The 14,647-nt window shown below is 61.8% G+C and carries 9 protein-coding genes; 3 read left to right on the top strand and 6 right to left on the bottom strand.

Going from position 1 to position 14,647, the window contains the following annotated elements:
* Positions 1 to 106: 106 nt before the first annotated feature.
* The 6 genes from ACW9IN_RS17425 to ACW9IN_RS17400 all read right to left on the bottom strand — a co-directional run bounded on the left by ACW9IN_RS17425 (position 107) and on the right by ACW9IN_RS17400 (position 10,359).
* Positions 107 to 1,576, bottom strand: coding sequence for an efflux transporter outer membrane subunit (locus tag ACW9IN_RS17425; RefSeq protein ID WP_457367046.1), 1,470 nt, complete (start codon positions 1,574 to 1,576; stop codon positions 107 to 109).
* Positions 1,573 to 4,680 (bottom strand): efflux RND transporter permease subunit, encoded by a 3,108-nt coding sequence (locus ACW9IN_RS17420; RefSeq protein ID WP_457367045.1) that lies wholly within the window; start codon positions 4,678 to 4,680, stop codon positions 1,573 to 1,575. Before ACW9IN_RS17420 ends, ACW9IN_RS17425 begins: the two co-directional genes overlap by 4 nt.
* A complete protein-coding gene (locus tag ACW9IN_RS17415; protein ID WP_457367044.1) occupies positions 4,677 to 7,778 on the bottom strand; it encodes an MdtB/MuxB family multidrug efflux RND transporter permease subunit in 3,102 nt (1,033 codons plus the stop codon). The genes ACW9IN_RS17420 and ACW9IN_RS17415 overlap by 4 nt, the downstream gene beginning before the upstream one ends.
* Positions 7,775 to 9,079, bottom strand: a complete 1,305-nt coding sequence (locus tag ACW9IN_RS17410; RefSeq protein WP_457367043.1) for an MdtA/MuxA family multidrug efflux RND transporter periplasmic adaptor subunit — start codon at positions 9,077 to 9,079, stop codon at positions 7,775 to 7,777. The genes ACW9IN_RS17415 and ACW9IN_RS17410 overlap by 4 nt, the downstream gene beginning before the upstream one ends.
* 232 nt (positions 9,080 to 9,311) lie before the next feature.
* Positions 9,312 to 9,812, bottom strand: coding sequence for a thiol peroxidase (gene tpx, locus ACW9IN_RS17405; RefSeq protein ID WP_457367042.1), 501 nt, complete (start codon positions 9,810 to 9,812; stop codon positions 9,312 to 9,314).
* A 145-nt stretch (positions 9,813 to 9,957) separates the two neighbouring features.
* On the bottom strand, positions 9,958 to 10,359 hold the full coding sequence (locus tag ACW9IN_RS17400; RefSeq protein WP_457367041.1) for a hypothetical protein: 402 nt from the start codon (positions 10,357 to 10,359) through the stop codon (positions 9,958 to 9,960).
* A gap of 237 nt (positions 10,360 to 10,596) precedes the next feature.
* Between ACW9IN_RS17400 and ACW9IN_RS17395 the strand changes: the two genes are divergently transcribed.
* The 3 genes from ACW9IN_RS17395 to ACW9IN_RS17385 all read left to right on the top strand — a co-directional run bounded on the left by ACW9IN_RS17395 (position 10,597) and on the right by ACW9IN_RS17385 (position 14,462).
* A complete protein-coding gene (locus ACW9IN_RS17395) occupies positions 10,597 to 11,886 on the top strand; it encodes a glycosyltransferase (RefSeq protein ID WP_457367040.1) in 1,290 nt (429 codons plus the stop codon).
* 72 nt (positions 11,887 to 11,958) lie between these two features.
* Complete coding sequence (locus ACW9IN_RS17390) at positions 11,959 to 12,864, top strand: helix-turn-helix domain-containing protein (RefSeq protein ID WP_457367039.1); 906 nt, start codon at positions 11,959 to 11,961, stop codon at positions 12,862 to 12,864.
* A 314-nt stretch (positions 12,865 to 13,178) separates the two neighbouring features.
* Complete coding sequence (locus ACW9IN_RS17385) at positions 13,179 to 14,462, top strand: ABC transporter substrate-binding protein (RefSeq protein ID WP_457367048.1); 1,284 nt, start codon at positions 13,179 to 13,181, stop codon at positions 14,460 to 14,462.
* The last annotated feature ends 185 nt before the right edge of the window (positions 14,463 to 14,647 follow it).

Genomic DNA, 14,647 nt, shown 5'->3' with positions numbered 1-14,647 from the left:
TCAGCGATTACAGCTCTAACTGATCCACCGCTTTCGCGAGCAAGCCCGCTCCCACAATTTGGATCTTCTATATGAGGTAGATATCAAGCTGCTTATGCACACCCAACTACTCTTTAGCAACCACCCCCGCGTGCCCATCCCACCCTCCCCCAAGCGCCGCAATCAACTGCACACTCGCCACCAACCGCGTCTGCAACAAGGTCAACACCGTCCGCTCATTGCTCAATGCCGTCGCCTGCACCGTCACCACGTCCAGATAAGCGATCAACCCCGCCTTGTACTGGTTCTGCGTCAACCGCAACGACTCACGGGCAGCCGCCAGCGCTTCGTTGCTGACCACCGCCTCATCCTCCAGCACCTTGAGTTGCACCATGTAGTTCTCCACCTCGCGAAAACCATCCAGTACGGTCTGGCGGTACTTGGCCACGGTCTCGTCATAGCTGGCCACGGTACGATCGACTTCCGCCGAACGCTGGCCACCATCGAACAGCGTCATCGCCAACTTGGGCCCGACCGACCAGAACCGGTTCGGCAAGCTGATCCAGTCGGCATAGGTACTGCTGGAATATCCCCCCGCCAGGCTCAGGGTCAGGTCCGGGTAATAGGCGGCCTTGGCCACGCCGATGTTGGCGTTGGCAGCGATCACCGAACGTTCCGCCGACGCGATGTCCGGGCGGCGCTCCAGCAATTGCGACGGCAGGCCAACCGGTATTTGCGGCAAGGCCGGGATGTCCTTGCTCACCGCCAGGCTGAAGTTGGCCGGCGCTTCGCCGATCAGCACCGCGATGGCGTTTTCCAGTTGGGCACGCTGCCAGATCAGGTCGATCAGGCTGGCCTGGGTGGTCTTGAGCTGGGTTTGCGCCTGGGCCACCGCATCCTTGCCGGACACTCCGGCACGGTACTGGTTTTCAGTCATTTGCAGGGAGCGCTGGTAGGTGTCCAGCGTCGCTTGCAGCAAGCGGGTCTGTTCATCCATGACCCGCAGTTGCAGGTAGTCCTGCACCAGTTCCGATTGCTGGCTCAGGCGCATGGCCGCCAGGTCCGCGGAGCTGGCTTCGGCGGTGGCCTGGTTGGCCTCCAGGCCACGGCGCAACTTGCCCCAGACGTCCGCCTCCCAACTCACGCCCAACTGGGCATTGAGGGTATCGCGGATACCGCTGCTGGAGCTGCTGAGGCTGGCGTTGCTGCTGCCGGTACCCTGGCTGGCCCGGGTCTTGCCGACGTTTGCGTCCACCGTCGGGAAAAACGCGCCTCGGGCACTGCGCACCTGGGCCTGGGCCTGGCGGAAGCGCGCTTCGGCCTGGGCCACGGTCTGGTTGGACGCGTTCAGGCGGGTCACCAGGTCATTGAGCTGGCGATCGCCGTAAAGCTCCCACCATGCCCCACGGGCCAGCGCATCGCTGGGCGTGGCCTGGCGCCAACCTTGCGCCTCCTTGAACTGAACGGGCTCGGTGACGTCCGGGCGCTTGTAGTCAGGCCCGATGGCACAGGCGCTGAGCATCACCCCGCAAAGCACCAGGCTCGCCAGGCGCGAACCGCGGAACATGGCCAATCGGGTAAAGGTTGAATCGGTCATAGCGCAGTGTCCAGGGCAGCATCGGTACGCACGCCGCGCCAAGCGTTGAAGCGATGGCGCGCGCGATCGAGGTAGAGGTAAACCACCGGGGTGGTGTAAAGGGTCAGGATCTGGCTGAAGACCAGGCCACCGATGATGGTCAGGCCCAGGGGCTGGCGCATTTCCGCACCGTCGCCCGCGCCCAGCAGCAGTGGCAAGGCGCCGAGGATCGCGGCGAGCGTGGTCATCAGGATCGGACGCAGCCGCAACAGGCAGGCGCTGCGAATCGACTCCAGCGGGCTCATCCCGTCATGGCGCTCCAGTTGCAAGGCCAGGTCGATCATCAGGATCGCGTTTTTCTTCACCACGCCAATCAGCAGGAACAGGCCCAGCAGAGAGATCAGGCTGAACTCGCCGCCCAGCAAGTAGATCGACAGCAAGGCACCGACACCCGCCGACGGCAGCGTCGAGAGGATGGTCAGCGGGTGAATGTAGCTTTCATACAGAATGCCCAGCACCAGGTACACCGCCACCAACGCGCCGAGGATCATGAACGGTTGGCCTTTCTGGGTGGCCGCAAAGGCATCGGCGGTACCGCTCATCTTGGCGATCACATCCTCCGGCAAGCCGACCTTGGCAATCGCCCGCTCGATGGCCGCCGTGCCCTGCTCCACCGTGAAGCCCGGGGCGATGTCGAAGGCAATGTTCTCCGACGCAAACTGGCCTTCGTGGCTGACCCGGTCATCGGCCAGGCTGTTTTCGTAATGGGCGATGGTCGACAAGGGCACCCGCGCGCCACTCGACGTGATGACCTGCATCTGGTTGAGGGTGATCGGGTCCTGGGCGTATTTGGGGTTGACCTCCATCACCACCTGGTACTGGTTGAGGCTGTCGTAGATCGTCGAAATCTGCCGCTGGCTGTAGGCGTTGTTGAGCACCGCCGTGACCATGCTCATGTCGATGCCCAGGCGCTTGGCCTCGTCGCGGTCGACGATCAGGGTCACTTGCGCCGCGCCCCGGCCTTCACGGGCGTCGATGGCCGTCAGTTCCGGTAGCTCGCGCAGCGCGGTGACCACCTTTGGATACCACAGGCGCAACGCCGCGAGGTCGCCGCTTTGCAGGATGTAGGAATACTGCGCAGTGGTCTGGTCGCGGCTGCCGCCAAACTGCAGGTCCTGGTCCGCCATCAGGAACAACCGGCCTCCCGGTACCAGCGGCACCTCCTTGCGCAGACGCTCGATCACCGCCTGGGCGGAGATCTTGCGCTCGGCGATGGGCTTGAGGCGTACCAGCATCACCGCGTTGTTGGTGCCGTTGTTGCCGCCGATGAAGCCTGCCACGCTGAGCACCGCCGGGTCCTTGAGTACCGCCTTGCGGAAGGTCTCCATCTTCGGCTGCATCACGCTGAAAGACAGGCCGTCATCACCACGCACGAAACCGATCAACTGGCCGGTGTCCTGCTGCGGCATAAAGGTCTTGGGCACCACCACGTACAGCGCAATGTTCACGCCGATGGTCAGAAACAGGCTGAGCAGGGTCAGGCGCCGGTGGCGCAGCACCCAGTCGAGGGTGGTGGCATAGCCGGCCACCATGCGGTCATTGACCTTTTGGCTCCAGCGTTGCAAGCCGGTCATGTGGCCTTTGACATGGGGCTTGAGCCAGCGGGCGCAGAGCATCGGCGTGAGCGTCAGGGACACCACCAGCGACACGATGATCGCCGACGACAAGGTGATGGAAAACTCGCGGAACAGGTTGGTGACGATGCCGCCCATAAACAGGATCGACAGGAACACCGCCACCAGCGACACGTTCATCGACAGCAAGGTGAAGCCAACTTCCTGCGCCCCCAGGTACGCCGCTTTCATCGGCGGCACGCCCTCATCGATGTGCCGGGAGATGTTCTCCAACACCACGATGGCATCGTCCACCACCAGACCGGTGGCCAGGATCAGGGCCATCAGCGAGAAGTTGTTCAGCGAAAACCCGCACAGGTACATCACCGCAAAAGTCCCCACCAGCGACACCGGCACCGCCAGGGTGGGAATCAGAGAGGCGCGGAAATTGCCGAGGAACAGGTACACCACCAGCACCACCAGGATCACCGCGATCAACAGGGTCATCTCGGCTTCATGCAGGGTGGCGGTAATCACCGGTGAGCGGTCCATGGCCAGGCTCAATTTGACGCTGGACGGCAACACCGCCTGCAACGCCGGCAACTGCGCCTTGATCTGCCTCACGGTTTCGATGATGTTGGCGCCGGACTGGCGGTTGATCACCAGCAGCACTGCCGCATCGTTGTTGAAGAAACCACTGTTGTAGCGGTCTTCCACGCCATCGCTGATTCGGGCCACATCGCCCAGGCGCAGGGCCGCGCCGTTCTGGTAGCGGATCAGCAGCGGCTCGTAGTCCTTGGCTTTTTCCAGCTGGTCATTGGCCTGGATCTGCCAATTGCGTTCGCTGTCTTCCAGGGAACCCTTGGGTCGCCGCTGGTTGGCGTTGGCAATGGTGTTGCGCACATCGTCCAGGGCCACGCCGTACTGGTCGAGCGCCTTGGGCTCCAGCTCAATGCGCACCGCCGGCAGCGAACTGCCGCCGATCTGCACTTCGCCCACGCCCGGCACCTGGGACAGGCTCTGGGACAGGATGGTCGAGGCCAGATCGTACAGCTGGCCCTTCTGTAATACGTCCGAGGTCAGCGACAGCACCATGATCGGCGCCTGGGACGGGTTGATCTTCTTGTAGGTGGGCATGCTGCGCATGCCGCTGGGCAGCAGGTTGCGCGAGGCATTGATCGCTGCCTGCACCTCCCGCGCCGCGCCGTTGATGTCACGGTCGGAATCGAACGCCAGAATCACCCGCGTCGAACCCTGGCTCGAGTTGCTGCTCATGGTGGTGATGCCGGCAATCGCGCCGAAAGAACGCTCCAGCGGCGTGGCCACGGTGGAAGCCATCACCTCGGGGCTGGCGCCGGGCAGGCTGGCCGACACCACGATCACCGGAAAGTCGATCTGTGGCAGCGGCGACACCGGCAACAGGTTGAAGCTCACGCCGCCGAGCAACAGGATCGCCAGGCTCAGCAGCATGGTGGCTACCGGCCTGCGAATGAACGGTCCGGACAGGTTCATGATTCAACCGGCTCCAGGCTTTGCGGCTCTTTGCGCCAGCGACGCCCCAAGCGGTCGAAGTACAGGTAGATCACCGGCGTGGTGAACAGCGTCAACACCTGGCTCACCAGCAGGCCGCCGACCATCACCAGGCCCAGGGGCTGACGCAGTTCCGCGCCGGAACCGGTGGCGAGCATCAGCGGTACCGCGCCGAACAGCGCGGCCAGGGTGGTCATCAGGATCGGCCGGAAGCGCAGCAGCGCAGCCTGGTAGATCGCGGTCTGCGGGTCCAGGCCCTGGTTGCGCTCGGCGTCAAGGGCGAAGTCGATCATCATGATCGCGTTCTTTTTCACGATGCCGATCAGCAGGATGATGCCGATGATCGCGATCATGCCCAGGTCATTGCCGCTGAGCAGCAGCGCCAGCAAGGCCCCCACCGCCGCCGACGGCAAGGTCGAGAGAATGGTGATCGGGTGGATATAACTCTCGTAGAGCACGCCGAGCACGATATACATGGTGACCACCGCCGCCAGGATCAGCAGCAAGGTACTCGACAGCGACGCTTCGAACGCCTGCGCCGCACCCTGGAACTGGGTTTGCACACCGATCGGCATGCCGATGTCTTTCTGCGCCTGGTTGATCAGTTCCACGCCCTTGCCCAGCGCCACGCCGGGCGCCAGGTTGAACGACATCATCACCGCCGGGAACTGGCCGATATGGGCAATGGCCAACTGCGCCTGGCGCTGTTCCACATGGGCCAGGCTCGACAGGCGCACCTGGCCGCCATCGGTGGTCTTCACATGGATCTGGTCCAGCGCCGCCGGGCCCAGGGTTTCCCCGGACTGGGCCTGCAGCACCACGCGGTACTGGCTGGCCTGGGTGTAGATGGTCGAAATCTGGCGCTGGCCGAACGCGTCGTAGAGCGCGTCGGTGATGGTCGACACGCTGACACCCAGCCGTGAGGCGGCATCGCGATCGATCACCAGGTACACCTGGAGGCCCTTGTCTTGCAAGTCGCTGGCCACATCGGTGAGCTCCGGCAGCTGGCCGAGGGCGTGCACCAGCTTGTCGCTCCACAGCGCCAGCAACTCGGCGTCCGGCGAAGACATGCTGAATTGGTACTGGGTACGGCTGACGCGGTCTTCGATGGTGAGGTCCTGCACCGGCTGCATGAACAGGCGGATGCCTACCAGCTTGTCCATCTCCGGTTGCAGGCGGGTGATCACTTGGGCCGCGCTCAAATCGCGCTGGCCATGGGGCTTGAGGTTGATCAGCAAGCGACCGCTGTTGAGGGTGGCGTTATCGCCATCCACACCGATGTAGGACGACAGGCTTTCCACCGCCGGGTCAGCCAGGATGATCTTCGCCAGCTCTTGTTGGCGCTGGCTCATCGCGGCGAATGAAATCGACTGCGGCGCTTCGGAAATCCCCTGGATCACCCCGGTGTCCTGCACCGGAAAGAAGCCCTTGGGCACCACCAGGTACAGAAACACGGTGAGGCCGAGGGTGGCGATGGCCACCAGCAGGGTCAGCGGCTGGTGCTTGAGCACCCACTGCAATTTGCGCCCGTAGGCTTCGATCAGCCAGTCGATCCAGGCCCCGCTGGCCTTGTAGAAACGGCCCTGCTCTTCTTCCTTGGGCTCACGCTTGAGCAAACGCGCGCACATCATCGGCGTGAGGGTCAGCGATACCACCAGGGAAATCAGGATGGCCACCGCCAGCGTGATGGCGAACTCGCGGAACAGGCGCCCGACCACATCGGCCATGAACAGCAGCGGGATCAGCACTGCGATCAGCGACAGGGTCAGGGACACCAGGGTGAAGCCGATCTGCCTGGCGCCCTTGAGAGCGGCGGCCAGCGGGGTCTCGCCTTCTTCGATGTAACGGGAAATGTTCTCCAACATTACGATGGCATCATCCACCACGAACCCGGTGGCGATGGTCAGGGCCATCAGCGTCAGGTTGTTGATGGAGAAGCCCGCCAGGTACATCACGCCAAAGGTGCCGACCAGCGACAGCGGCACCGCGATGGAAGGAATGATCGTGGCGCTGACCCGGCGCAGGAACAGGAACGTCACCATCACCACCAGGGCAATGGCGATCAGCAATTCGTGCTGTACGTCAGTGACCGAGGCGCGGATGGTCTGGGTACGGTCGGTGAGTACCGTCACGTCGAGACCGGCCGGCAGGTTGTCGGTGATGCTCGGCAGCAGCGCCTTGATGCGGTCCACCACCTCGATCACGTTGGCCCCCGGCTGACGCTGGATATTCAGCAACACGGCCTGGTTTTCATTGGCCCAGGCGGCCAACCGTTCGTTCTCGGCGCCGTCGACGATCTGTGCCACGTCCTTGAGCCGCAGCGGCGCGCCATTGTTGTAGGCCAGGATCAACTCGGCGTATTGCTGGGGCGAAACCAACTGGTCGTTGGCGTCGAGCATCGACACCCGGGTGGGGCCGTCGAAGTTGCCCTTCGGCTGGTTGACGTTGGAGGCGGCGATCAGGGTGCGCACATCCGACAGGTTCAAGCCGTTGGCGGCCAGTGCTTCGGGGTTGACCTTGATGCGCACGGCCTGGCGCTGACCACCGGCGATGCTGACCATGCCGACACCGCTGATCTGCGCAATTTTCTGCGCCATGCGCGTGTCGACCAGGTCATTGAGCTTGGGCAGCAGCATGGTCTTGGAGGTAATGGCCAGGGTCAGCACCGGGGTGTCCGCCGGGTTGACCTTGTTGTACACCGGCGGTGCCGGCAAGTCCTTGGGCAGCAGGTTAGTCGCGGCGTTGATCGCGGCCTGCACCTGTTGCTCGGCGACATCCATGTTGATGTCGAGGTTGAAACGCAGGGTCAGCACCGAGGCCCCGCCGGAACTGGTGGAGGCCATTTGCGTCAGGCCGGGCATTTGCCCGAACTGGCGCTCCAGCGGCGCGGTGACCGCGCTGGTCATGACGTCCGGGCTGGCGCCGGGGTACAGGGTCATCACGCGGATGGTCGGGTAGTCCACCTGGGGCAAGGCGGACACCGGCAGCAAGCGATACGCGATAAGGCCGGCCAATACAATGGCCAGCATGCTCAGCGTGGTGGCGACCGGGCGAAGGATAAACAGCCGCGAGAGGTTCATGAACCGACCTTTTGCGCCTTGCCGGCGCTGGTGCCGGTCTCCCCTTTGGCGGCGGGCTTGCCTTGCAGGTGCTCGGTCGGGGTCGTCGGTACTTCACTGCTGTCGTTGACCACCTCGATTTCGCTGCCGTCCTTGAGGCGGTCGGTACCTTCCAGTACCACACGGTCGCCGGCCTTCAGGCCCTCCTTGATCACGGTGTTATCGCCATCGGTGTCACCGACGACCAACGACTGCACCTTGACCTTCTTGTCGCCGTCCAGCACGTAGACGAAGGTGCCGTTATTGCCGAACTGGATCGCTGCGGACGGTGCCAGCACCACGTTATGCAGGGTGTCGGCAAGCAGGTGCACATTGACGAACTGGTTGGGGAACAGCGCCTGGTCCTTGTTATCGAAGCGCGCCTTGAACTTCAGGGTGCCGGTGGTCACGTCGATCTGGTTGTCCAGGCTTTGCAGCACGCCGGTGGCCTGTTGCTTCACATCGCCACGGTCCCAGGCTTCCACGGGCAGTTTGTTGCCGGCATGGTAGCGGGTGAGCACGGTTTCGAGGGTGTTCTCCGGCAGTGTGAAGGCCACGCTGATCGGCTGGGTCTGGGTGATCACGGCGAGGGACGTGGTGTCATTGGCCGTCACCAGGTTGCCCACATCGACCTGACGCAGGCCGACCCGGCCACTGATCGGCGCGCGGATCCTGGTGAATTCGAGGTTGAGTTTGGCATCATCCACCGCGCCCTGGTTGGTCTTGACGGTGCCCTGGTATTGCAGGACCAGCGCTTCGGCGGTGTCCAGGGTCTGCTTGGCGATACTGTCCTGGGCGTACAGGTCACGGTAACGCTGCACATCCACCTGGGCGTTCTTCAACTGGGCCTGGTTCTGCAACAAGGTGCCCTGGGCCTGGAGCAAGGCGTTCTGATAGCTGCGCGGGTCGATTTCCGCCAGCAGGTCGCCGGCCTTGACCATCTGCCCCTCTTCGAAGGCGATCTTCACCAGTTCGCCGCCCACCCGGCTGCGCACATTGATGGTATTGAGCGCGGTGACGGTGCCCAAGGCCTTGTAATAAACCGGGAAGTCCCCCAACACCGCCGGCGCCACACGCACCGGAATCGGGCCGGTGGAACCGCCGAAGCCGGGGCGCATCATTCCCGATTTACCGGCATGCCCGGCGGGCTTCTGTGCGTCGGCATCCTTGTGGCCGCCGGGCCAGAACTTCCAGCACAGGGCGGCGATGACCAGCAGCACCAGCAGGCCGAACAACCAGCGACGGGAATTGCGGGGGGAAGATTGCATGGATTGATCAACCATTGGGCACGAGAACTTCTTTTTAAGGAGGCTGAAAGATAAGCACTGGTGCGCGTTTAGAAAAGCGCCTTTACCGGCTATTTACCTTGGGCTTACAACTTTTAACTTCTGACCTTAGTCCATCGGCTAATTCAGCTAAGCGTTTGACCCCAAAATAAAAACGGCCTGGACTAGGCCAGGCCGCAATCATGTAGCACACGTGTGACTGCCGGGCGACAGTCACGCGTTGAAACAGTTACTTCAAAACAGCCAGGGCTGCTTCGTAGTTTGGCTCCTGGCCAATCTCCGAAACCAGTTCGCTGTGCAGGACATTGTTGTTTTCGTCCAGTACCACGACAGCACGGGCGGTCAGGCCGCGCAGTGCACCTTCGGCAATGGCCACGCCGTAGTCGACAGCGAATGCAGCGTCGCGGAAGTCCGACAGGTTCTTCACATTTTCCAGGCCTTCGGCGCCGCAGAAACGTGCCTGAGCGAATGGCAGGTCGGTGGAGATGCACAGGACCACGGCGTTGTTCAGGTCGTTGGCCTGGGCGTTGAACTTGCGCACCGAAGTGGCGCAGGTCGGGGTGTCGACGCTTGGGAAGATATTCAGCACTTTGCGCTTGCCGGCGAAGGTGGCCAGGGTCGCGTCCGACAGATCGCCGGCGGTCAGCTTGAAGTCAGGTGCCTGGGAGCCGACTTGCGGCAGATCGCCTTCAACCTGGATCGGGTTGCCACGGTGGGTGACTTGAGCCATGAACAGAATCCTTATGCTGGGTTTATTGAAACGAATTCGAGAGGCCGAAGTTAACCACAAACTGCGATAAGCACCTATGGGCAATTGGAAAACGCGGGAGCCAACCCGGGCGCCCCCAACGCCCGGGTCAGCGTTGGCGATCCGGCTAGATCGACACCGTGTGCGTAGCAGTCGCCCGATCATCCGGCCCGGACAGATCGAATACAAACTCTGAAGTGAACGTCACCGAGTTAGAACTCGGAGCAAGCGCTACAGAACCCTGGGTCGGCCAACCGTGCCATGAACCATCCTGCTTGCGATCATCCGGCGAGTTAATCTTCCACTCACCGCCCGAGCTGCTTTTGGCCTTGAAGTTGATATTGGCGCTGTTTCGGGAACCATTGCCGGTAATCATGTACTCCTCTGTGGTCACCGTCAGCGTATTCGCCACGCGGCGCCAACGGATTCGAAGGTTCCCGGTGTGGCTGCTGATGCCTTTTGTCAGCGTATAGCTGTGCCATTCGGTTTCCACCGAGGTACTTTCTGGATGTGGGTTGTCCGTAGTCATTTGAGGCGTCTCCCTGGAAACGGCTGGTTTGGGCTCCCCCAACAACCTGCGTCAGGGCAGCCAACCGAACCTATCACCCCTCCCAAACGCCTGAATACTGTGATACCTGACAGTACCAAAGCTCAATTCGGCATGAGCAATCAAAGGCTAATCGCATTTGCCCACCACGCCATTTGCAAAAATCAAATGTGCTTTAATCGCCGCTTTTTTGCCGCCCCGATCAAGGATCCATGCTCAATGAATCAACCCGCCACCAAAGTCCTGGTCATTGGTTATGTCTGGCCGGAACCCCGCTCTTCAGCCGCAGGCGGGCACATGATGCAAATCCTTGAGAGCTTTCTGACGCAAGGTTGGGACATTACCTTCAGCAGCCCCGCCACAATCGGCGAACACAAGGCCGACCTGCCCGCACTCGGCATCGCTGAATGCGCCATCGAGCTGAATAACAGCAGTTTCGATGATTTTGTCCGCGAACTCGCCCCGGATATCGTGCTGTTCGACCGTTTCATGATGGAAGAGCAGTTCGGCTGGCGCGTGGAAAAATGCTGCCCGAATGCGCTGCGCGTGCTTGAAACTTCCGACCTGCAAAGCCTGCGCGACGCGCGCCATCAGCGCTTCAAGGACCACCTCAAGGCTCATCCCGACAGCGACGACTTCACCGTCCTGTTCGCCCCGGCGCTGGAAGATGAGTTCCGGCTGATGGCCGAGACCGACCTGGCCAAGCGCGAAATCGCGGCGATTTACCGTTGCGATATCAGCCTGATCATCTCCGACGTGGAAATCCGCCTGCTCACCGAACAGTTCAAGGTGCCTGGCGCCCTGCTCCACCGGTGCCCGTTGATGCTGGAGCCACCGACCGACGCCTTCGCCCCCTTTGAAGACCGCGCGCACTTCCTCAGCATCGGTAATTTCCGTCACGCGCCCAACTGGGATGCGGTGCTGTGGATGAAGAACAGCCTGTGGCCGCTGATCCGCCAGCAACTGCCGGGCGCCCACCTGCACATCTACGGCGCCTATACGCCGCCCAAGGCCACCGCGCTGCACAACCCGGCGCAAGGCTTTCATGTGATGAACTGGGCCGAAGACGCGCTGCACGTGATGAGCGCCGCGCGCATCTGCCTGGCGCCGCTGCGCTTTGGTGCCGGGATCAAAGGCAAGCTGGTGGACGCGATGCTCTGCGGCACGCCGAGTGTCACCACACCCATTGGCTGTGAAGCCATGGGCGACGATCAACCGTGGCCAGGCGTGATCGAACAGAGTGCCACTGCACTCGCCGCCGCCGCCGTGGCGCTGTACCAGGACCGCGAGCGCTGGACCGAGGCCCAGGAAAACGGGCGCCAGTTGCTGGCTCGCCGTTATGACCAAAACCTGCATGGCCCGGCGCTGGTGGCGTGCCTGGAGCGCTGCCGCAGCCGACTCGCCGCGCACCGCCGCGACAACTTCACCGGCAGCATGCTGCGCCATCACGCCCATAAAAGTACGCAGTACATGTCGCAGTGGATCGAGGCGAAAAACCGCATCGTGTAAACATCGATGCTGGCAGGTGCGCGCGCAAGGAGGCATTATCCTACGCAGCGACCACAATAAAGCGACGGCAGCATGACCCGAGCAGCGCGTATCACCGACCCTTCCTACGAGCTGATGGACGACCACAACGGCCTGTCCATCATCTATCGCCAGCACGGCTTCCCCTGCCCGCTGGTACGCTGGCACTTCCACAAGGAATACGAGCTGCACCTGATCGTCGCCAGCTCCGGCAAGGTGTTCATCGGCGACTATATCGGCAACTTCTACCCGGAAAGCCTGTTTCTCACCGGCCCCAATCTGCCCCACAACTGGATCAGCCAGGTGGAGGAAGACGAGGTGGTACCCAAGCGCGACATGCTGGTGAACTTCACCGACGAGCTGTTCGACAGCGGCTGCCAGATCTTTGGCGAGCTCAAGAGCCTGGCGCCGCTGCTGGAGCGGGCGCAATACGGCATCGAGTTTCGCTGTAAAAAGACCATCGCCCAGGCCATGACCTTGATGCAACGCATCGAAGAATCCAAAGGCATGGCGCGTCTGGGGCACTTCTTTATCCTGCTGGAGGCGCTCAGCGCCTGCGAGGACTACCAACTGTTGTCCGGCGTAACCACCCCGCAACTGGCGGATGAACACAGCATCGACCGCACCAACCGGGCGGTGGACTACATCTTTGCCCACTACGCGCGGGAATTGTCATTGGAGGAAGTGGCGGAATACCTGGGCATGAAGCCCACCTATTTCTCCCGGGTGTTCAAGCAGGCCACGGGGCGCACCTTCATCGAGTTCGTCAACCGACTGCGCATCAGCAAGTCCTGCGAACTGCTGGCCGACGGCGACAAGGCCGTGACCGATGTGTGTTTCGAGTCGGGCTTCAACAACATTTCCAACTTCAACCGGCGCTTTCAACAGCTCAAAGGCATGACCCCTTCCCACTACCGCCGCCTGGCGGTGCAGCGGTTGACCGAGCAGAACCTGGCCTGAGCGCAGCACTGAACTGCTTTTCTGTGGGAGCTGGCTTGCCTGCGATGCAGACACTCAGGAGTGTCAGGTGGACCCTGTCGATGCCATCGCAGGCAAGCATGCTCCCACAGCCAATCAAAACGCAGTGCAAAAAAGTATCAGTGCCAGTGCTCCCAAGGATTTGTCACAACGTCGTTTGAAGGCTGTAATCAACGCACACTCTTCCAGCTGTTGTGGAAGACACAACAACAATAACTGTCCTTCTGTAGCCCCTGGGCGCAGAAATGGAGTGCGCGATGAAGTTCACAGCAAAAGCACTGCTTGTTTCCACCTGCATGACCACCTGCATGACCCTCAGCGCCGTCAGTTTTGGCGCGCAGACCCTGACCATTGCCACCGTCAACAACAGCGACATGATCCGCATGCAAAAGCTCTCGAAAACCTTCGAGACCGAGCATCCGGAGATCAAGCTGAATTGGGTGGTGCTCGAAGAAAACGTACTGCGCCAGCGCCTGACCACCGACATCGCCACCCAGGGCGGACAGTTCGACGTGTTGACCATCGGCATGTACGAAGCTGCACTCTGGGGTGCCAAGGGTTGGCTGGAGCCGATGAAAGACCTGCCGGCGTCCTACGACCTCGATGACGTCTTCCCATCGGTACGCGACGGCCTGTCCGTCAAGGGTTCGCTGTACGCCCTGCCGTTCTACGCCGAAAGCTCGATCACCTATTACCGCACCGACCTGTTCAAGGACGCCGGTCTGACCATGCCCGAGCATCCAACCTGGACGCAGATCGGCGAATTCGCCAGCAAACTCACCGACAAATCCAAAGAGCAGTACGGCCTGTGCCTGCGCGGCAAAGCCGGTTGGGGCGAGAACATGGCGCTGATCACGACACTGGCCAACGGCTACGGCGCACGCTGGTTCGATGAGAAGTGGCAACCGGAATTCAGCGGTCCTGAATGGAAGGATGCGCTGAACTTCTACGTCGACAACATGAAGAAATCCGGCCCGCCGGGCGCTTCCAGCAACGGCTTCAACGAAAACCTGGCGCTGTTCAACAGCGGCAAATGCGCGATCTGGGTCGATGCCAGCGTGGCCGGTTCGTTCGTGACCGACAAGACTCAGAGCAAAGTGGCCGACCACGTCGGCTTTACCTTTGCCCCTCACGAGAAGACCGACAAGGGCACCTCGTGGCTGTACTCCTGGAGCCTGGCGATCCCGACCAGTTCCAAGGCCAAGGACGCCGCCAAGGTGTTCACCAGCTGGGCGACCTCCAAGGAGTACAGCCAGCTGGTGGCCAAGACCGACGGCATCGCCAACGTGCCGCCAGGCACGCGCAAGTCGACCTACAGCGATGAGTACATGAAGGCCGCGCCGTTCGCCAAGGTGACGCTGGAATCGCTGAAAGTCGCCGACCCGACCAAACCGACCCTCAAGCCGGTGCCGTATATCGGTATCCAGCTGGTGACCATTCCTGAGTTCCAGGCCATTGGCACCTCGGTGGGCAAGCTGTTCTCCGCGGCCCTGACCGGCCAGCAAACGGTGGACCAGGCCCTGGCCGCTGCGCAAAACACCACCGAGCGTGAAATGAAGCGGGCCGGCTATCCCAAATAAAGCGGACACGCCGCTGTAAATGTGGGAGCGGGCTTCATGCAGGAACTGCTTTTAGGTGGGAGCTGGCTTGCCTGCGATGCAAGCACCTCGGTCTGTAAGACAAGCCGAGTTGAGGCTATCGCAGGCAAGCCAGCTCCCGCAAAAGCCCGCTCCCACACTGACCGCGCTTCGACTTTAGTTCTGCA

This window comes from Pseudomonas sp. SDO5271_S396 (genome assembly GCF_054071795.1).
Note: the sequence above shows the minus strand (reverse complement) of the source record. Positions and strands in the feature narration are given on the sequence as shown.